This is a genomic window from Serratia sp. (in: enterobacteria) (assembly GCF_046715635.1).
In the GTDB taxonomy this organism is placed as follows: Bacteria; Pseudomonadota; Gammaproteobacteria; order Enterobacterales; family Enterobacteriaceae; genus Chania.
This window is the reverse complement of the sequence record NZ_JBKJYW010000033.1, coordinates 12473-33471: the sequence shown is the minus strand read 5'-3', so window position 1 is coordinate 33471 and position 20999 is coordinate 12473. Positions and strand designations below refer to the sequence as shown.

General features: G+C 42.3%; 17 protein-coding genes. 2 read left to right on the top strand and 15 right to left on the bottom strand.

Annotation, left to right across the window (positions count from 1 at the left end; all coding sequences use genetic code 11):
- Positions 1 to 5: 5 nt before the first annotated feature.
- From ACLQ7H_RS01495 to galU (ACLQ7H_RS01430), 14 genes are all read right to left on the bottom strand, one after another.
- Positions 6 to 974, bottom strand: a complete 969-nt coding sequence (locus ACLQ7H_RS01495) for a Gfo/Idh/MocA family oxidoreductase (RefSeq protein ID WP_411751139.1) — start codon at positions 972 to 974, stop codon at positions 6 to 8.
- An 11-nt stretch (positions 975 to 985) separates the two neighbouring features.
- Positions 986 to 1687, bottom strand: a complete 702-nt coding sequence (locus ACLQ7H_RS01490; protein WP_411751138.1) for a cytidylyltransferase domain-containing protein — start codon at positions 1685 to 1687, stop codon at positions 986 to 988.
- 4 nt (positions 1688 to 1691) lie between these two features.
- Positions 1692 to 2744 carry a nucleotidyltransferase family protein gene (locus tag ACLQ7H_RS01485; RefSeq protein WP_411751137.1) on the bottom strand — a complete coding sequence of 351 codons (1053 nt, stop codon included), beginning with the start codon at positions 2742 to 2744 and terminating at the stop codon, positions 1692 to 1694.
- Positions 2737 to 3393 (bottom strand): acetyltransferase, encoded by a 657-nt coding sequence (locus ACLQ7H_RS01480; protein WP_411751136.1) that lies wholly within the window; start codon positions 3391 to 3393, stop codon positions 2737 to 2739. The genes ACLQ7H_RS01485 and ACLQ7H_RS01480 overlap by 8 nt, the downstream gene beginning before the upstream one ends.
- The gene (gene neuB, locus ACLQ7H_RS01475) at positions 3383 to 4462 is read right to left on the bottom strand and encodes an N-acetylneuraminate synthase (RefSeq protein ID WP_411751135.1); all 1080 of its coding nucleotides are present in this window, start codon (positions 4460 to 4462) and stop codon (positions 3383 to 3385) included. Before neuB ends, ACLQ7H_RS01480 begins: the two co-directional genes overlap by 11 nt.
- Positions 4463 to 4477: 15 nt before the next feature.
- Positions 4478 to 5626: a UDP-N-acetylglucosamine 2-epimerase gene (gene neuC / locus ACLQ7H_RS01470; protein ID WP_411751134.1), complete on the bottom strand. Its 1149-nt coding sequence runs from the start codon at positions 5624 to 5626 to the stop codon at positions 4478 to 4480.
- Positions 5623 to 6780, bottom strand: coding sequence for a LegC family aminotransferase (locus ACLQ7H_RS01465; RefSeq protein WP_411751133.1), 1158 nt, complete (start codon positions 6778 to 6780; stop codon positions 5623 to 5625). Before ACLQ7H_RS01465 ends, neuC begins: the two co-directional genes overlap by 4 nt.
- Before the next feature lie 11 nt (positions 6781 to 6791).
- A complete protein-coding gene (locus tag ACLQ7H_RS01460) occupies positions 6792 to 7982 on the bottom strand; it encodes a UDP-N-acetylglucosamine 4,6-dehydratase (RefSeq protein WP_411751132.1) in 1191 nt (396 codons plus the stop codon).
- A 111-nt stretch (positions 7983 to 8093) separates the two neighbouring features.
- On the bottom strand, positions 8094 to 10256 hold the full coding sequence (gene wzc / locus ACLQ7H_RS01455; RefSeq protein WP_411751131.1) for a tyrosine-protein kinase Wzc: 2163 nt from the start codon (positions 10254 to 10256) through the stop codon (positions 8094 to 8096).
- 12 nt (positions 10257 to 10268) lie between these two features.
- Entirely contained in the window at positions 10269 to 10703 is a 435-nt protein-coding gene (locus ACLQ7H_RS01450) for a protein tyrosine phosphatase (RefSeq protein WP_411751130.1), read from the bottom strand.
- A 1-nt stretch (position 10704) separates the two neighbouring features.
- Positions 10705 to 11844, bottom strand: coding sequence for a polysaccharide export protein (locus tag ACLQ7H_RS01445; RefSeq protein WP_411751129.1), 1140 nt, complete (start codon positions 11842 to 11844; stop codon positions 10705 to 10707).
- 106 nt (positions 11845 to 11950) lie between these two features.
- A complete protein-coding gene (gene wecA / locus ACLQ7H_RS01440) occupies positions 11951 to 13033 on the bottom strand; it encodes a UDP-N-acetylglucosamine--undecaprenyl-phosphate N-acetylglucosaminephosphotransferase (RefSeq protein WP_411751128.1) in 1083 nt (360 codons plus the stop codon).
- Positions 13034 to 13815: 782 nt separating this feature from the next.
- Positions 13816 to 14712 carry a UTP--glucose-1-phosphate uridylyltransferase GalU gene (galU, locus tag ACLQ7H_RS01435; protein ID WP_411751127.1) on the bottom strand — a complete coding sequence of 299 codons (897 nt, stop codon included), beginning with the start codon at positions 14710 to 14712 and terminating at the stop codon, positions 13816 to 13818.
- A gap of 46 nt (positions 14713 to 14758) precedes the next feature.
- Complete coding sequence (galU, locus tag ACLQ7H_RS01430; protein ID WP_411751126.1) at positions 14759 to 15658, bottom strand: UTP--glucose-1-phosphate uridylyltransferase GalU; 900 nt, start codon at positions 15656 to 15658, stop codon at positions 14759 to 14761.
- Between the two features lie 667 nt (positions 15659 to 16325).
- Between galU (ACLQ7H_RS01430) and ACLQ7H_RS01425 the strand changes: the two genes are divergently transcribed.
- The gene (locus ACLQ7H_RS01425) at positions 16326 to 17912 is read left to right on the top strand and encodes a TerC family protein (protein ID WP_411751125.1); all 1587 of its coding nucleotides are present in this window, start codon (positions 16326 to 16328) and stop codon (positions 17910 to 17912) included.
- Positions 17913 to 17996: 84 nt separating this feature from the next.
- Here the strand turns inward: ACLQ7H_RS01425 and dcuC are convergent, their stop codons facing one another.
- The gene (gene dcuC, locus ACLQ7H_RS01420) at positions 17997 to 19352 is read right to left on the bottom strand and encodes an anaerobic C4-dicarboxylate transporter DcuC (protein WP_411751124.1); all 1356 of its coding nucleotides are present in this window, start codon (positions 19350 to 19352) and stop codon (positions 17997 to 17999) included.
- Between the two features lie 568 nt (positions 19353 to 19920).
- Here dcuC and ACLQ7H_RS01415 point away from each other — a divergent pair.
- Positions 19921 to 20988, top strand: a complete 1068-nt coding sequence (locus tag ACLQ7H_RS01415; RefSeq protein ID WP_024528572.1) for a zinc-binding dehydrogenase — start codon at positions 19921 to 19923, stop codon at positions 20986 to 20988.
- Positions 20989 to 20999 lie beyond the last annotated feature (11 nt).

The window sequence follows — 20999 nt, the reverse complement described above, 5'->3', positions numbered from 1 at the left end:
TCTATTTAAGTTATTGGACATTCTTTGAATTTTAAATCGATACTTTGGAAGAATTGCAATAGACTCTCCAAATATTTTTCATGCAGATACGCTGATTCGCTAAAGCACACAAGTTCGGGCTCCTGCTGAGAAAGTAAATTTTCACAAAAAACATTAGTAAGATTACTCTGGAATGGAACTATTATTTTTTCATCCACAAAGTTATCATTTCTTTTATCAATTACTCTCATATTTGAAAGAACTTCATTGATCAGAATATGATGGTTGTTTGTTTCAATTTCTATCTCTAAAGATACTTTATCTGCATGCGTGCATATAAATTCAAAGTAACTATTTTTAGAGTTACCTGTGAGAATCCCATAAACCTCCATAAAACCTGGGCGCTTGCTTTCATAAATAACGGGTTCAAGCTTCGTACATTTCAAATTATATTTCACATCTTTTGAAAGAAACGCCCATAAATCAATAAAGTGGATGCTATTACATGCCATGCCCCACTCACTGCCACATACTTTTAGCGATACAAACTCATCACCATCTAAAACCACCTTTAAATCCTTATAAAAGTCATACATTCTACGAGGACAATTAACCCATGCTTTCGCCCCCTTGCTTTTAAGAAGATTAATCGCCTCATGTAGTTGAGTTAAAGATTGAAACATTACTTTTTCTAGTAAAAAATTATTGACTTTAGTTAAGCTCAATAATTCCTTCATTATATGAAGGCGGACATTAGCACTGGTGGCAATAATACAAATATCTATTTCACCCTCTACTTCAGAGATATTGCGAAGGAAAGTGATTGCTTTTATGGAACTTGATATATCGGATGATCCAGATATTTCCTTGGCTAACTGCAAAGAGTTTAGAGAATTATCAACCACCTGAATTTTAACTGGGATTTTAATTTTTTGGATCGCCTGTAAATGCCTTACCCCTAGCTTCCCAGCGCCGATCAATAAAATATTTTTCACATTTATTCCTATTACTGTTTTTTTACTAAAAAATCCGCGAACTCAAAATCAATATTATTATCTATATCAACAGAGTCAATTGAATTCATTTTGTACGCATAAACTCGAGGTGAAAAGAAAATAGCATTTTGTATTATTAATTCCTTGATATTATAGATGTAAATGGCCCCATTTATTCTATAATAAGTTTCTAAGTCTTGACTTCTAACTCCTATGTAGTCACTCTTTATAAAATTATTTAGTGACATCGTTTCATCCAAAACATTGCACCACACAGGGCTATGTGCACACTCACATACAGATTGAACACCCAGGGCATCCTCTTTATCAAAGAGTTGAAGGGACTCATCAATATGGCTAGTGGTGCGTAATGGTGATGTAGGCTGTAACAAAACGACAATATCGAAATGGTTTTCTTTCTCAGCTAATATCTCTATGGCATTTATAACTACATCTATTGTCTTAGCAGTGTCTGTTGAAAGTTCTACATTCCTTTTCAATTTTATCAATCTATTATCGCTCCCACTGCAGGAAAGTATTTCATCACTATCACTAGTCACTAATACAGCGTCGATAAATTTGGACTTAAGTGCAGAATCTATGCTCCACTTGATTAGTGGTTTTCCTCCCAAAGGAAGCATATTCTTATTCGGAAGTCGTTTACTTCCACCTCGGGCAGGGATTATAGCTAAAACTCTTTTTGAATTTATCATTTATTTAAAGATCCAAAATTTTAATATCTTCTTGTGCTCTATTGAAATCATCCATCCTACCAATATCCAACCAATACTCATGAATTGGAAAAATAAGAACATCATTTCCTGCATTCATTTTTTGCTCAAGTAGTGTAGGCATATCGATATGTTGGTTTTTTTTAACAGCCATTCGCACTGAGCTATTTACGATATATATTCCAGCATTTACAAAGAACTTTTTTGTAGGTTTTTCTTCCATTGAAATAATCTTGCTACCATCACTTTCAATTACACCATATGGAATAGTATATTGATAATCTCTGACACACATTGTAGCTGCAGCATTATTCTCAGTATGGAAATTTAATAATCGTTCAAAATTTATAGTTGTTAATACATCCCCATTAACCATGATCAATGGAAGTTCTGATATTCCTTCTGGTAATAATCCCAATGCACCTCCTGTTCCTAAGGGGTTTTCTTCGTGCACATATTCAATATTAATATTCCATTTGGAACCATTACCAAAATAATCTCTAATTACTTCAGGCATGAAGTGGGTTGAAATGTAAAAGTTACTGAAGCCGAATTTTATAAATTGGTCAATTATGATTTCTAACATTGGCCTCCCACCTATTTGGAGCATAGGTTTCGGGCAGGAATTAGTCAATGGTCTTAATCTAGTTCCAAAGCCCCCAGCCATAATAAAAACCGGATTGTCATAACTGGGAACAATACTTCCTTCATGTATTGTTTCAACTCCAACAACCTTTCCATTATGTATCAGTGGTGCAGCTAAAATATTTTTTTCTGCAAGAATTTTTTTTCGTGAAACCCTATCAATAGTTGGTGAAAAATAATACGGATTTACTGTCATTATTTTGTCAACAGTAGATTGCAAGCCAATGCCACGTACTAATCCTCTACGAATATCACCATCAGTTACAACCCCTAATAGCTTCTCATGTTCATTAACAATTAATACTATTCTCAACGCATACTTATTAAGAATTTCCAAAGCATCTAGCACTGTCGAATTTACACTGAGTTTAATTTGATGCCAGTTACTAATCATTTTTCTCACCTAAACCTTTTGACATTCCTCGAGCAGGATAAACAACGCTATTTGTAATAACATCTTTTGTCACAATTGCACCAGCACCAATGATGACATTATCCCCAATTTTAATTGAATTAATCACTGTCGCGCCAGCCCCAATATAGGAATTACTCCCGATGCTAACACCACCGCAAACTATTGCTCCAGGAGCTATATGCGTATGACAGCCGACTAGTGTGTCATGCTCAAGAATTGCTCCGGTGTTTATAATGGAATTCTTTCCAATCTTAACCCCACAATTGATTATTGCACCATGCATAACTTGAACTCCATCGGCAATAACAGCATGGCAAGACACATATGCATGTGGAGAAACTACTGTCAGAAATTCAAAACCATGTTTAACAAATTCATTGTGAACGTTAGTTCGAGCTTTGCTATTTATAACAAAACCCACACCATTGACCAGCGAATCCACCTCATTTCTATACCTTAATAACTCCTCATCACTTTTTAATATCCTAATACCATTAAAAACAGCCCTATCAATAACTTGGTCCGGTGATACAATTAAAGTGATGTCAACATTTAAAACTGCTAGAATATCAAGAATTGCCGAGGCATGACCTCCTGCACCTATAATAGCGACACGTTTATTCGTCAATATTATCTCCTGGTTGATAATCTTTTGTTGCTTTTTTTTCCATCAGAGTCCACCATGAGTATGGTGACATCCCACTACCAGGTCTTTTTATATCAATATTTTGTTCAGTAAAACTTTGCCCGCGTTGAATCTTATCTATAGCAACTATGCTTTTCCTTGCGATATTTTTATTTTTCACCTCTGAACTTGTTGGACCTTTTAGTCCATTCCCCATAGCAGATTCAACTTCTCTAATAGAGATAACCATCTGCTTCAACTCGTCTGGGTTTAAAGATGCTTTATGGTCTGGTCCTTCCATATTCTTATCAAGCGTAAAATGTTTTTCAATTACGGTTGCCCCCAAAGCCACTGCTGCGATAGGAATCGTAATCCCTTTACTGTGGTCTGAATACCCAATCGGAAGATTAAATGCATGTCTTAGAGTATTCAATACATTTAAATTTATTTCTGTAAAAGGAGCAGGGTACTCAGTTGTGCAATGTAATATTGTAACTTTATCCTCTAATAGCTTTCGTCCTTCTGCAGAAAAATACGCCTCTTGGAAGGCTTGCTCAGTTGGGATTTTTTCTTTCGAGCCTATATAACCAAAAGCAATAACACCTAGCACCCTTTCAATTTCAGATAAGGTCGCCATCCCTGTTGAAACAATAATATCAGCCCCAGTTTTTGCATGTTGTAAAACAAATGGGGCATTAGTGATTTCTCCTGAAGGAATTTTCAGTTTTTTCAACTTCAAGTCATTAACTAAAAACTCAAGACTTTCGCTATCAAACGCTGTCGAAAGAAAATTGATGCCTTTACTATTACAGTACTTAATTAATCTATGATGAGCATCATAACTTAACTCTAAACGACTTAACATTGACAATTGTGACTCTGATTTCCCAGTATTCTCTTGCTGGTAAACAGCTTGTTTAGCATTCTTGGTTACAAGATTTTTAGCTTTAAATGTTTGAAACTTAACAATATCAACACCAGCGTCATGCGCTGCATCGATGAGTTTAAAAGCCAATTCTTCACTGCCATTGTGATTGACACCTGCTTCAGCTATGATGCATGATCTGTTCAACTTTTACCCTCTAAATTATAAATCAAAGAATTTTTTAGTCTTTTCAAATGAATGTGTTTTTAATGTTTTCAATATTTTAACGCTTGTATTTCCAACTCCATATGGATTGCAAACATCTTTATTCAGAAAATTAGCACTAGAATTGATCGCAATCTGAATAGCTTCGGTTACCTTCACTGCGTCTGTTTCGCAATGTATAACAGATTTTGCAGCCTCTCGACCTTTTTGACGCATCCCTATATTCACAGTCGGTACTTTAAATGAAGGTACTTCTATTATTCCACTTGAAGAGTTACCTATAACCACAGAACTATGCTGAACAGCACTCAAATATCTTTTTTGGCCAAGAGATGGAACAATAAGTACTCTTTCGGGTTGTACTTTTGCATACTCGTTCATCAAGTTCATTATTTCCCTACCTCCATTGTCCGAGTTAGGATAAGTCATAATTATTTTATATTCTTTGAAATTATCTAACGCTTTCAATAGTTCTTTAAAAGTAAGCTCGGGGTTTTCTTCCGCTAAAGTAACAGGATGGTATGTAACCAAAAAGAATTTATCAGAAAGATTAAAATCTAGAGATAGTGATAATTCTTTTTTACTCATTAAGGTACTTCTTGTTATGTGGTCTAATCCTATAGCACCTACATTATGTACATTCCCAGGCTGTTCACCAAGTTGAATCACTCTCTTTCTATGAGTTTCTGTAGAGGTGAAATGCAAGTGACTTAGCTTAGTAATCGCATGCCTAAATGAATCATCATATGCACCTTCAGTTATTTCTCCTCCATGTATATGTACAACTGGTACATGCATTACCATTGCAGTTTGCGCCATAACGAGGGCTTCGTAGCGATCACCTAAAATAATTATGCAATGTGATTTAAGACGTTCCAAAGCCTCAGCATAGGATAACATTCCCAATCCCATGCTTTTTGCGACCCCAACCGAAGTATCTGATGAAAGTAAAATTTCAATTCTTTCATTTATTTTAAATCCATCATCTAAAATGCTTTTATATGTACAACCAAACTCAGAAGAAAGATGGGTTCCAGTTACTATGAGTTGCAGCGTAAACTCTTGGTCGTCTTCTATTTCCTTAAGTAGCCAATATAAAAGGCCATATTCAGCTCTCGTCCCTGTAAAAACAGCTATTTTTTTCATGAACCATAAACCTTGTCAATTGGTGTACTTGGTAAATTAACCAAATGCGCTTCAATCCACTCAGAATTTTTTAGATGGCCGCGATAACAATTTTGAAACATAGGGAGCCGATGCATTAATTTCCAAACTGGTCGAGTCATAACGTTCGCATTATTTGTCTCTTGAAGCATGGTTTCTCTAGCCTCTACCGAAGGGCAAATTACAGCGTTCAGCCAATAATTCGATTTTGCATAGTTCGGCTCTTTTACGAAAATATAATCACTGCCTTTAAAAAAGCTTTCATAGTCATTAGCTAAATTGCGCTTTTGGATTAAGAATGTGTCCAAAGACTCCATCTGAGCGCAACCTAGTGCTGCATTTATATTCGGCAGCCTAAAATTAAATCCAGGCTCATCATGATAGAACTCATATGGATGCGGAATTTTTGCTGTTGTGGTGACATGTTTTGTATGTGCGCCAATTGATTCAGAACCACAAAGGACCATTCCACCACCACCCGTAGTGATAATTTTGTTGCCATTAAAACTAAGTGCACCAAACTCACCGATGGTTCCCGTATGTATTCCCTTGTAAAAAGATCCTAAACTCTCTGCTGCATCTTCAACTAGCGTCAAATTCCATACACTACAAATACGCAAAATTTTATCAAGATCAACAGGGTGACCAAAAGTATGCATTGGAACTACAGCTTTAATCGACTCATTTGTTCCTTTCTTTTTGCAAACCCCATCCATATCTAAATAGGCGTTTTCTTCTAAATACTCCTCCAATGCAATAGGACATAGTCCCAAACTATCCATAGATATATCAACAAATATTGGTTTTGCACCCATGTGATACAACGCATTACAAGTCGCGACAAAGGTCAGTGCTTGAGTGATAACTAAATCACCATGCCTGACTCCTGCCATGTAGAGTGCTGTATGTAATGCTGCGGTACCATTTACTGTGGCCACTGCCTTAGGTGTTTTTGTGTAACCCTCAATTTTTTTTTCAAACAAATCAACAAACTTTCCAACACTAGATACAAAAGTACTATCAATCGTTGACGAAACATATTCCTTTTCTTTTGCTGTAAAACTTGGAACATGAAGCGGTATAAACTCTTGTGTTGAATATTTATCTTTAATAAAAGTTATCAGTTTATCGTTCATTGTCCATTGCCTCACATTTTGCTATCAAGGTATTTACCAGTTTCCTTGTGTCCAAAGTCTGGAATCATTTTAAAGAATAACTCAACAATTTCTTCCTTAGTCCATGCTCCTTCTTTTTTCAATCTATCTATCTCATCTTCAAATAACTCAACTGCTTTTATATTTTTCTTTCCGATACTTTTAACTATGCCTAGATTACAAAAACGTTCATTATCAACAGTTTCACTATCTGTAAAAAACTCTTCGAAATCTTTTTCACCTGTTGTATCGCTATTGGTAAAAAGGCACGGCCATTCACCTTGCTTAGTTATCGTAGTTGAAAGTTTGCGTGCTTCCTCTTCATTATTACACACAAAAGGTTGATAACCACGCTGAAGTAAATATCTTTCAGCTATTTCTGCGAAAGTAATCAAATGAAGTGATTCGCTAAGTTTAGGGAAAAATATATCGCCATTTTCACCTAATAAGCAAGACATTAAGCAAAGTTCGCCCGACTCCTTTGGAGTTACAAAGTATCGTTTAATATCATTTGGTGCAACTATCGGTTGACCTTTGGTTATCCGTTGATTAAACCCATGCAATAATGAACCATCTGAAAATGCAACGTTTGCAAACCTTGCTGCAGATATACTAATATCAGCACTGCGTCTTGCTAAAAACATTTCCATTATTCGCTTCGATGCCCCCATCATATTTACAGGGTTGGCCGCTTTATCTGTTGAGACGCAGAAATATTTTTTCACACCAGCTTTTATTGATTGTTGAATTGTTTTATCTGTATTAAATATATTAACATCAATCATTCGCATCAATGTAAATGGGTCTTTCTCACTTCTAACATGTTTTAATGCCGATAAATTCAAAACATAATCATATTTTCCATCGGATTTTATAAATGCATCATATTCAAGCGAGCCAATATCTAATGCGAAAGTTTTGAACTCCCCTGAAATATAACCAAATGAACTGCGGATATCTCGGACTAGTTCAACTAAATTATTCTCGCTTATATCGACCACATGCAACTTCCGTGGGTTTCTCCGGAAAATCTCCTTAACAACAGACTGGCCAATAGAACCAGCCCCTCCTAATACCAAAAACCTAGATGTAGATACTTTTTCCTTTAAAACTCTTTCATTACTTAATATATCATCCCTAAATAACTCTTTCTCTCTGCCTATTAATGATAGTATTGAGCTCATAATATATTTCCATTAACAATATAAATTTAGGTTTGCTATAACTCAGAATTGTCAATACCAAGTAATTATACTTGGTATTTTTAAATGAATAAGTCTAGTTTTCAGGATTATTTATTCATCTGACTTATACTCATATGCATAATATCCATAGTAACTTGCGGCCTTTTTCACTACAGCATTTAGTATTACGCCTTTAATCTCAGCACCATTTTGTTCAAATCTGCGAATACTAACCTCTACTTCTTTTAATGTATTAACTTCAAACCTTGCAACCAGAAGTGAGGTACCAGCATGACGACTTATGATAGCAGCATCAGTTACGGCTAAAATAGGAGGTGTATCTACCAAAACAATATCATATGTATTGCTGGCCCATTCAATAAACTGTGCGAGCCTGCTATGCATCAATAATTCAGAAGGATTTGGTGGAATTTGTCCTCGAGGAAGGAAATCCATGTTCTCAATATTGGTTTTCCTTATAGCCTCGTCTTTGTCAATTTGGTTAGATAATATATCAGATAGGCCTTTATCTCCTGTTGTACCCATCAATTCGTGCGCGTATCCTTTTCGCATATCGGCATCAATGATTAAAACTCTTTGTCCTGACTGTGCAATAACTGCTGCCAAGTTTGCACTAACGAAAGTTTTACCTATCGCTGGACTAGCACCTGATATCATTAAGACATTGTTTTTTGCTTCCATCATTGCAAAATGTAAGCTTGTCCTTAAACTCCGAATAGCTTCAATAGCGAGGTCTGCCGGATTTCCAACTGCCAGTAACTCATCTGCCTTGACATTATTTCGTTTGTGTTTATTTCTAATAGAGAACTCTCTATCCTTTTTTTGCTGCCATTCGGAAAGTGGTATATTAGAATAAACATTGATTCCTAGAGCCTCTAACTCTTCTGGATTATCAATACCTCTATGTAAAACAGTTTTGATAATTACGCAAGTAACGGAGGTTATTCCGCCTAGTAAAAAGGACAGTATGATAATGATTAACTTTCGGGGTTTAACCGGCTTAGGTTGAGTGACAGTTTTATCAATAATCCTTACATTACCCACTGTACTAGCTTTATTAATACTTAGTTCCTGTTGTTTGTTTAATAACTGCATGTATATTTCTTGCCCAGACTGAACATCTCTTGTTAATCTTAATATTTCCTGTTGCGTCTTTGGCATTCCTGCAATTCGTTTATTTAACTTTTCTTTTTCACCTTCAAGTGTTTTCCTTTTTTCAAGTAGTGCTTTATAAGCCGGATGTTCTTTTGTATATAACTTTGATATTTCGGCTTCTTTAAAAGTTGATTCATTTAACTGAGTTTCAACAGACACCATAGTATCTAATACTGACTTAGCCTCTAATGACAAATCGACCGAGTCATTAACCTGTCTATAATTATTTAACTTATCCTCCGACATATCAAGGGAGTTTCTTACTGCAGGTAATTGCTCATTCAAAAAGACTAAACTTTTAGCTGCTTCTTCAGACTTTCTTTCAACATTTTGCTGTAAGTAATTTTGGCTAATACTATCCAGTACATTCTTAATTTCCTCTGGATTATCACCTTCCAAGCTTAGGGATAATACACCTGTATCTTTTCCCTTATCGGCAACAGTGAGGTTATCAAGTATTTGGTTTATGGTAGATAATTCGGACTGTTTACTAATTTCGAATACAGTGCCAGAGTTAGCTAACACTTCACTTACTAATATTGTGAAGTTGTCTTTTTGTAATATATTCCCTACAACCCCTGGGATCTCACTGCCATTAGCCAGAGTGATTATGTAATTATTTTTATCGACAACTTTCAATTCAAAACTATCATTCAAAAACTGACGTGGTACTTCTAACCGACTGATAGCAATATTTGGCTTTGGTGTTCCCAATAATCTGGATATCCCCTCACCAAACACTGGGAAATACTTGATATTAACAACAGTATCTAAGGATAAATCATTGACTGTTTTCCCTAAAACCATCCTTGATTGTATTATTTCAATTTCAGCCGCAGATCGTGGTTGCGCTGAAGGAAGGACATCTGAAAGATCATTCAGTAAACTACTTGTGGCACTTTGCTCTACTTGGATAAGGGCATCAGCTTTATATATTGGAGTCGTAAATATTGAATAACTTATCCCAATCAATGTAAAAATTGAAGTAACTCCAATGATTAACCATTTATTATCTAATAGTGCGCCCCAAAAGCGGCTCAAATCTATTTCGTCTGACTTTTCTGCAGCAGACATAGTTAGTGACTTTTTCTCAGACATCGGTATCCCTGACTAACGTTTTAAGGCTTTAGCCCATTTCTGGGCAGATTCAGCAAGCATATTATAAACAAATTCAAAAGCCTCATGGCTTTGACGATAAGGGTCAGCTATTTCTTTCTGCTCAAGCCAATGACCAAATAGCATCGTTTTCCCTCGAACTTCAGGCGCTAGCTTGCAAACAGACTCGATATGTCCTTTTTCCATGACTAATATTAAGTCATGTTGTTTACATAGCTCTCTATTTAGCTGTTGGGCAACATGCCCTTCTAATGAAAGATCATGTTTATTTGCCACCATAATTGCCGTTGAATCAGCAGCTTTACCAACAAGAGCACCTATCCCTGCGGATGTGATTCTTTTATCTGGTAATACTTGTTTCAAAAGCCGTTCCCCTGTCGGAGAGCGGCATATATTACCAACGCAAACAACTAAAATTGAATTAAACATATCAGTTAGGCCAATTCCTTATCCAACGGACAGATTCAGTCATATTGTTAATACCAGAAATTGTCGGTACTAATTGGCTGACAACCCGATTCCAGCGAACAATAGGGGCAGTAGTCACATAAACTATGTCATAGGGCTGAAGCTGGAACTCTGTACCCATAACTAATGCTGCAGCATCAGAGGTATTAAGTTGATAAATATTTGCCAGCTTATCGCCTTCACTACCACGTAGAGAGCGAATAACAAACACACCTGTTGCATCAGACATCGCTTGATCCATACCCTCAGCATTGCCCAATGCCTCGGTTAGCGTCATGCCACTGCGATCCATACGTAAGGTTGTCTGTTTTTTAACCTCACCCATCACAAAGACTTTTAGACCATCGTTGCGCGGGATGTAAAGGATATCGCCAGGATATAGCAGGTGATTCTGGGTAAGATCGCCGTTTTGCATCAGTGCTTGCAGAGAAATGCGTTGCTCTTTGCCATTATGCGTTAGGACCACATTGCGCCAGTCGGCGTTCTCAGTTAAGCCGCCAGCACTGTTGATAGCGTCCAGAACGGTTAGTGGCACGTTTGTGATGGCCTGTTTACCTGAGGTTGTAACTTCTCCTGTAACATAGACCTTCTGAGAACGGAAAGCAGCAATGCTGATATCAACCTGTGGTGACTCAATATACTGAGCTAAACGGGACATGATGACGGTACGAATTTCAGCAATCGTCTTACCAGCAACTTTCACTTTGCCAATATAAGGATAGAAAATTGTACCATCCGAATTTACCCAGTTACCGGTATCACTTGCGCTACGGTACTGCCCTGCCGGGGTCGTTAGCTCTGGGTGATCCCACACAGTCACCATCAGAACGTCACCGACACCAATGCGATACTCGTAGTTCTGAAGTTCTGTCTCCAACGCCGTGTTTACCTGCGCCACAATCGGGTTTGGCCGCATTTTTTCAATCAGCTTTGGCGTCATTGGGTGAACATTGACCAACTTGTCAATGTTAAAATCTGCGTCAGATTGCTCTACAACATCCTTGCCTGAAGTCGAGAGATGTGAGCCAGGTACCACCGTGCATCCACTGATAAAACTTGCAGAAATCAGTAGCGGTATCAGCTTAAATGTAACTTTTATCATCTAATTATTCACTATTATGAGAAATGCTATCCAACCTAATGTGCGAACATTATAAACGGAAAACGGCTCAATAATGAGCCAAAGTAGCAACAAAACAAACGATTAATCATTTGTTTGATGGTGAGCCTTCCGCTTCGCTCATCCCTGGCTTGTGGTTCGATTTTCGGATCCAGGTCAAAATTTTCCAAACCCGAGTAATAGACCAAAAATAGCCCGCAAAAACAACCAAAAACAATCCTAGCATCAGCAGTTCGGGAACGCCTAACCTATCACCAATGACCCCAATTGCCGCTAATAGCGATGCAAATGCAACGATGGCGAAAAGTGTCTGGCGCGGTCCTAGGCCTGCTCTCATCAAAATGTGATGCAGGTGCTCACGGTCTGGCTTGAAAGGGCTATCTCCCCTACGGATCCTACGCACCATAATGGTCGCCATGTCCATCAATGGTACAGCAATCACCCACAGTGCTGATACCGGTCGCATCACAGCTTTATCACCTTGGGTAGCCAAAACCAGCAGCCAGATAACGGTAAAACCGATCAGCGTACTCCCCGCATCCCCCATGAACACTTTGAAGCGTTTCCCCATAGGGATACCAAGGTTCAACATGATATAGGGCAATGATGCTACCAACAAACATAGGCACCATTTTGAGAGCTCGGGGTTACCACCCAGCTCAAACACCACAGAAAGCGCACCAAAAGTAACGCATGACAGCGCGCCTAGTAAACCATCAATGCCGTCAACCATATTGAACGCATTGATAGCCCCCCAAACCGCAAACAAGGTGACAAAATAGCCAAACGCCCCCAATGCCAGTTCACTCCCTACAATGACATGACCCAGGCTTGCCAAGTACAAGCCAGACCACATCATAACCCCTGCCACCAAAGCCTGAATGCCAACCCTTGGTAACACAGGTAAATCAAACCGGTCATCTAACACACCAACCACCAGCAGGATAGTGGCACAGACCATGTACAAAGTGAACTGAGGCATCCAATGTGGGTGCAATGCATAAAGAACCCACAAAGCCAGGTAGATAGAAACCCCGCCGACTAATGGAATATGTCCGTTATGCATTTTACGCGCATTTGGCTTATCAACTAAACCAACTGAAAAGGCTAACTTCCTTGCACCGAGCAGTACAAGAAATGCCCCTATGAAAACCACTATCAACTCTTGCATATTTTCACCATAATCAAGAAGTTGCAACACCCAATTCGAGTCATACGGCTACGCTACCGCTCTTGGCTCACCAGCTACCAATGCACTGTAGTAAGGCGCAGCCATACTTCGTTACGTCATATTTTCTTGTGGGGGTTACCAATACTTACCTATCAAACCTGTCTTTCACTGATTCAAAATTCAGCACAAGCATACAAAATCGTTACTAATGTCAAATTATGATGACAAGATTCTTATACTATTAGCCGATCGAAACAAGCCTTAGATAGGTCGTGAAATCCTTTTCAGAATAAGACTACTCGTTAGGTTGCAATGCTCAGTTTTTTTAGCGTCAAAAATTAATTAACCATTTGATTTTTAATACAATTACTTGACAAGGTAAATTCTTAAAGTTTTCGTTTATCCCGCTACATCTGCATTTAAAAAATCAACATTGTTGACTGGGAAGTGTCCTAGAGAGCCTCTCAAAGTCAGGGAAAACTCCCTTGAAAGATAAAATAATTTGAAATGCAATTTCTTAGGGAGAGGCAGCAAAGAACGTAGGGTATCGCCTTGTCTATCAGTCTCAGCAATCAACAATATGCATAGCATTTGAAATCAAACACCCCATACGCCAGCTATTTTACGGCTACCGCTAGGCTAGCTGGCGTTGATGAGAAGAAAATGACAAACGTCCCAAACAAAGTTAATTTTCAAAATAATTTTAAAAACAAACGCTTACCGAGAAAAAACCGCTAAAACCTCATACGCTGTCTACTTCTCCAGCATTGCCAGAATGAACGTTAAAGCTTCAACTGCTGTGCCCATTCACGAAATGCTTTGCCCTGTGTTGGGTGGCGTAGGCCATAGGTCACAAAAGCGCGGAGATAGCCTAGTTTTTCACCGCAGTTGAACGACTCCCCCACCAGCTCCATCGCTTCTACCGTCTGTTGTTTCATCAGGTCGGCAATCGCATCGGTCAGTTGAATTCGGCCCCAGGCGCCTGGCTGCGTTTTTTCCAGAATCGGCCAAATGTCGGCAGTGAGCACATAGCGGCCAACCGCAGAATAATTGGATTTCAGCTGTACTTCACGGCTTGGCTTCTCAATGATCGAAGTCATGCGTGAGCTTTCCCCTGGTTTTAGGGTAGTAGTCTCACATTCAGCTACCGAGTAGTCATACAGCACTTTTTCATCCGCAGCCTGCACCAAAACCTGGCTCAGCCCGGTATCTTCGAAGCGAGCAATCATATGCGCCAGGTTGTCTTTGTGCATATCGGCCTTGGCGTCATCCAGCAACACGTCTGGCAGCACGACTACGAACGGGGAATCACCAACCAGTGGCTTAGCACACAGTACCGCATGCCCCAACCCTTTAGGTTGCCCCTGGCGGATGTGCATCAGGGTTACCCCCTTCGGCGTGATGGATTTCACTTCATCCAGCAACTGACGCTTCACGCGCGCTTCAAGCATGGCTTCAAGCTCATAAGACGTGTCGAAATGGTTTTCGATCGCGTTCTTGGATGAGTGGGTAACCAGAATGATTTCATTGATCCCGGCTGCCACGCACTCGTTGACGATATATTGGATTAACGGTTTATCAACGATCGGCAGCATCTCTTTCGGGATGGCTTTGGTCGCAGGCAACATGCGCATACCCAGACCAGCAACAGGAATGACGGCTTTCAACTTCTTCGACATGGTGTACCTCTTAAAATCTTGTGGTCGTGCTAACCGGCTAAGGCAATTACTTGCTGTTCAGGGTCTGTTTCATCCACTGGGTGAAGTTTTCCCCCTCGGAAGCATGGCGCAGGCCATATTGTACAAACGCCTTCATATAGCCCAGTTTGTCACCGCAGTCGTGGGATTTGCCGCTCATATGGAAAGCTTCAACCGTTTCTTGTTCCATCAGCATGGCAATCGCGTCGGTCAGTTGGATCTCATCGCCAGCGCCCGGAGGCGTTTTCTCCAGCAACGGCCAGATATCTGCAGATAGGACATAACGGCCCACTACGGCCAGGTTAGATGGCGCATCTTCACGCGCGGGTTTCTCTACCACGGCAGTCATTGGTGTACTTTCGCCGGAGGCTAACGCCACACCACCGCAATCGACCACACCATATTTAGAAACATCTTCTTCCGGCACTGGCTCTACCATAATCTGGCTAAAACCAGTTTGCTCGAAGCGCTGGATCATCTTGGCCAGGTTTTCTTTCTGCAGATCGGCGGTAGAATCATCCAATAACACGTCCGGCAACAGCACCACAAATGGGTTATCCCCAATCATCGGCTGAGCGCACAACACCGCATGACCTAGCCCTTTGGCCTGCCCCTGGCGCACTTGCATCACCGTCACGTCTGGTGGGCAGATACTCTGCACTTCACAAAGCAGTTGACGTTTTACACGGGCCTCCAGCACAGCCTCCAGCTCAAAGGAGGTATCAAAGTGGTTTTCAATCGCGTTTTTCGATGAGTGCGTAACCAGTACGATATCCTTGATGCCAGCCGCAACGCATTCGCTCACGATGTACTGAATCAATGGCTTATCGACCACAGGCAGCATTTCTTTAGGGATCGCCTTGGTTGCGGGCAGCATACGCGTGCCCAAACCTGCTACTGGGATAACGGCCTTCAATCTTTTTTGCATAAATTTTTTCCACCGACAAATAACAAGTAAGTGTAACAGAGCCAGGAAAAGTGGTTGACCTAACGTCTCAAAGAATTTTTAACTTTAAAAATCAATCGATTAAGATCATGAAATAACGTTTTAGGCACGCTACCGCCCTTGGCTTGCAGCTACCAATGCACTGTAGACAATGTTTGAACTGACAAGCGTGCAATCGACTCCACGCTTGTAGATGAACCTGAGGTTCTGTTCAGAATTTAATGAGAGGCAAGTCGCAGAGTAGGGAAAAGGCAGTGCCTTACTGGCCAAGTGGTCAGTCTTGCTGTCATTTATAGGATGCTAAGATTCTTATACTATTGACCCGGTGAAACAAGTCTTAGTGGCTTCATTAAGACCTTTTCAGAATAAGACTACTAATGATAGTCTATTTTTAAGACTTTACTCGCTTAACTATTTTATAACAATTTGATTATAATGATGATTATCTAAGTGCAGGATTTATAAGCAGCTATTTGCTCTAGGTTTTCTCTGGTTAGCCCCCTAATGACAACATCCCCACACTGTTTAATTATTCTACTAACATAGATTACCCACCCCCAGTGCGGATTTAGAGTTGAATTCCCCTCCCTCAGCGTCCATCATTCTCAATGCGGCATAAGCCGTCGAACTAAAAGGTGAAAGTGGGCGTATGGAATGGATCGCAGATCCAACAATTTGGGCCGGCTTGGCCACCCTGGTTGTACTGGAAATCGTACTGGGCATTGACAACCTGATCTTTATCGCCATTTTGGCGGAGAAATTACCCAAGAAACAACGTGATAAAGCCCGCATTGTCGGTCTTTTACTGGCGCTGGTGATGCGCCTGGTGCTGCTTGCCTCAATATCCTGGTTAGCCACCCTGACCAAACCGCTGTTTGTGGCTATGGGGCACGCTTTCAGTGGCCGCGATCTGATCATGCTGGTCGGTGGTATTTTCCTGCTGTTTAAAGCCACCATGGAGCTGAACGAGCGGCTGGAGGGTAAAGACGAAGAACACCATGGGTCACGCAAAGGAGCGCGTTTCTGGCCGGTGGTCGCACAGATTGTGGTGCTGGATGCCGTCTTCTCACTGGATTCGGTGATCACCGCAGTCGGGATGGTCGATCATCTGGCCGTGATGATGATCGCGGTGTGTATTGCCATTGGTTTGATGTTGCTGGCCAGTAAGCCACTCACTCGCTTCGTGAATGCTCATCCAACCATTGTTATTCTGTGCCTCAGCTTCTTGCTGATGATTGGTTTCAGCCTGGTAGCCGAAGGCTTTGGCTATGCCATTCCGAAAGGCTATCTCTACGCGGCGATCGGTTTCTCAGTCATGATCGAAGCCTTGAACCAGTTTGCTCAGTTTAACCGCCGCCGTTTCCTTTCCAAGGTGCGGCCTTTGCGTGAGCGTACCGCAGAAGCCGTATTGCGCATGTTAAGCGGCAAGCATGAAGAAGCCGAGATCGACAGCCATTCGGCGCATCTGCTGGCAGACAGCTATAACGAGAATGGTGAAATCTTCAACCAGCAGGAACGCCATATGATTGAGCGGGTGCTGGGCATGGCGCAGCGCACCGTCAGCAGTATCATGACTTCGCGTCACGATGTGGAATACCTTGGGCTTAACGGCCCGCTGGATAAATTGACGCAGTTGTTGGAGAAAAACCAGCATACGCGCATCGTAGTAACCGAAAATAGCGCCAGCGATGAACCATTAGGGGTGATCCACACCATTGATGTGCTGAAACAGCAGTTGCAGCAATCACCGCTGGATCTTCGCGCCTTGGTGCGCCAGCCGCTGATCTTCCCGGAGCAGTTAACGTTGTTGTCTGCGCTGGAGCAGTTCCGCCAGGCCAAAACCCACTTTGCGTTTGTGGTGGATGAGTTTGGTTCGGTCGAAGGGGTGGTGACCTTAACCGACGTGATGGAAACCATCGCCGGTAATCTGCCAGAGGCCGATGAAGAGGTTGATGCGCGCCATGATATCCAGCAAACCACCGAAGGCTACTGGATTGCCAATGGCCATATGCCGCTGGAAGATCTGGTGCTCTATGTACCGCTGCCGATAGAGGAAAAGCGCGAATATCATACCTTGGCAGGGTTGCTGATGGAGCATTGTCAGCGCATTCCACGCGAAGGTGAGCAACTGAAGATTGGCGACTATCTGTTTGAACCGCTGGAAATCAGTAGTCACCGTATCGTGAAGGTGAAGATCACGCCGTTAGTGGAACCGCAAGAAGACGACGAAGAGTAAACCGGTGCTGGGCACCCGCGTGGGGTGCCCAGTTCAGATTGATGTCAAAGCGGTAATCTAAATGCAGCGCCCTACCTGCTTTGCTTAAAGGTGCACTGGCACCAGCAACTCCGTAGCCACAATCACCACCACCAGCCCGACAATTACCGGTACCGAAGTGCGTTTCACCACTTCGAACGGTGAGATTTTTGCCATACCGGAAACCGCCACTACCACACCAGAAACCGGCGAGAGCGTACGGCCCAGGTTGGAGGCTTGCAGCATCGGGATCACCAGGTAAGCCGGGTTAACCCCCATTTGTGTCGCCAGTTTCGGGATCAGCTCAACAAACGCATAGAATGGCGCATTACCCGAGCCGGTTGTCATCGCCGCCAGCATAGTGATCACCACCAGCACCAACATCATGATAATGCCGCCGGTGCCAAACGACTGCGCCAGGCTGATCAAGCCGCTGATGAAGCCAACGGTGCTCAAACCTTGGGCAAACACCCCTGCCGCGACCAACAGCATCACCACGCTGGCGAATGCATCGGCCATGCCTCGGTAGGCCACTTCCAAACCGGTAAACACCGTTTTGGCATTGAAACTGCGGAGAAACTCAATCACCGCGGCCAAGAACATGCAAATCACCAATACGGTAATGATGTGCAGCTCCGGCCCCCATTTACCATCAAAGACCAGCACCCCCAGGATCGGGGTAAACGGCAAGATGACGTAAAAACCAGGCGCATTGGTGGTGATTTCACTCACATCCATGATGTGATGCTGTTCGTTGGCCTTGCGGTCGAGATAGCGCTGCCAGAAGAAGTGGGCAATCGCCATACAGATAATGGCGGCGATGGAGATCGGCAGCGTGGTTTTGAAGGCGAAATCCACCAGCGGCATTTCGGCCGCCTTGGCTGCCAGCACCACATCACCCGAGGTAGGCGAAAGGATAATGGCTGCTGGGGAAGCACAGATAGCCGCCGCCGCACCACGGCTGATCCCCACGTTAACCATCAGCGGGAACAGCGTTGCCATCAATAGCACGCCTAGCCCTGTCGCCGAAGAGACGGCCAGTGACATCAGGCAGGCAACAAAGTAGGCCGCAATCATCAGCAAATACGGGGAGTTGATCATCTGCAGCGGGCGGGAGGCCAGCTTTACCACCACGTCATTGGCGCCAATGTGCGTCATATAAGCGGCGAAACCGCACAGCATCATGATCATCATGCCGAGATCGCCACCGCGGCTCATCAGCAGGATTTTGACATATTCGAAAATATCGGTGGCGCGCCAGCCGGTCGAAGTCGCACTGGCGGGCAGCAGATTTTTGCCCATAAATGCACTCACCGCCAGCAGCACCAGGCCGCCAACCATTAACACCCCGGTGGCAGAATAGCCTTTGATGATGTAACGGCCAACGAACACCGCCACCAAGGCTCCAATCAGAAGTTCCATTGTTATTCCTCGATTTAATTATTTTATTTCAGCTCATCGCCCAATGGCAGCCGAATAACGCCACACTCTGCCGAAAATCACTACAAGATATTATGACATTCATCAAGGTTGCGGGGGGAAACTATCAACAAAGAGTGAATTTCCAAGCCCGGTCGCTTCGGCGATAGCCTTCCTCATGGCGGGTAGATTTCAGAGGCCGCAGCCAGACAGCCCAGAGCAAGCAAACTGACCCTCAAGCAGGGTAATAATTGATTAATTTCAATAAATTAAATGACTCACCACTTCCCTATCTTACATACAGCCGACATAACATTGTGATCATGATCTGAATTTGTAGAATTTTTATACCAGATGTTAACGATGTGTGAGTTTGATCAAACAAATGTTTTCTCTAGTTTGGTTATATGATCGCCAATGTTCACGTTGTCATTTTTAATCAGTCGTAAAAGTTTATGTATAACCTAATGAAATTAATAACTTAAATAACCATAAGCCTTTTTATTTTCATAAAAATGACAACGTCAACATTGATTTTGTATCGCTATCTAGCATGATAATGGAGAGGAAAATGAGTCAGTTACCCGAAAAAATGAGCGCGGTGGTTTGCCATGGCCCGCAGGATTACCGGTTTGAACAAGTCCCTACCCCGCTGCCTAAAGCCAAGGAGTTGGTGATCAAGGTTGAAGGTTGTGGGATCTGTGCCGGCGATTGTAAATGTAAAAACGGTGCCCAAATGTTTTGGGGTGAAAACCCTTGGGTGAAACCGCCGGTCGTGCCCGGCCACGAATTTTATGGTCGCATTGTTGCCATGGGGGAAGGCACAGAGCAGAAGTACAAGATCGGCGAGCGCGTCATTGCCGAGCAGATCGTACCTTGCTGGGAATGCCGTTACTGTAAGTCCGGCAGCTATTGGATGTGTGAAACACACAATATCTACGGCTTCCAAAAGGATGTGGCCGAGGGAGGAATGTCGGAATATATGCGTTTTTCCGCCAATGCCATCGTACACAAGATCCCGGAAAGCCTCAGCCATGAAGATGCCGTCCTGATCGAGCCAATGGCTTGCGCCATCCACACCGTTGCCCGTGGAGACATCCAGCTAGACGACGTCGTGGTGCTGGCCGGTGCCGGGCCATTGGGCCTGTGTATGGTGCAAGTCGCCAAGTTGAAAACGCCCAAAAAACTGATCGTCATCGATGCTATTGACGAACGTTTGGAACTGGCAAAAGCGTTCGGTGCCGATGTGGTCATCAACCCACTCAAGGAAGATGCCGATAAAATCGTCAAGGCATTAACCGACGGCTACGGTTGTGATGTTTACATCGAAGCGACCGGGGCACCGATTGGGGTTACCCAAGGATTGCAGATGATCCGTAAGCTTGGCCGCTTTGTCGAGTTCAGCGTGTTTGGCAAGGAAACCACCGTAGACTGGTCAATCATCGGCGATCGCAAAGAGTTGGATATTCGCGGTGCGCACCTGGCGCCTTACAGCTATGAAATTGCCATCGATCTTTTCGAACGCGGCCTGGTGACCTCCAAAGGCGTGGTGACCCACAGTTATTCATTAAACGAATGGGATCAGGCCTTCGCCCTGGCCGATTCAACAGATTCCATCAAGGTTATTTTGGTTCCTTAATTTTGAGTGAT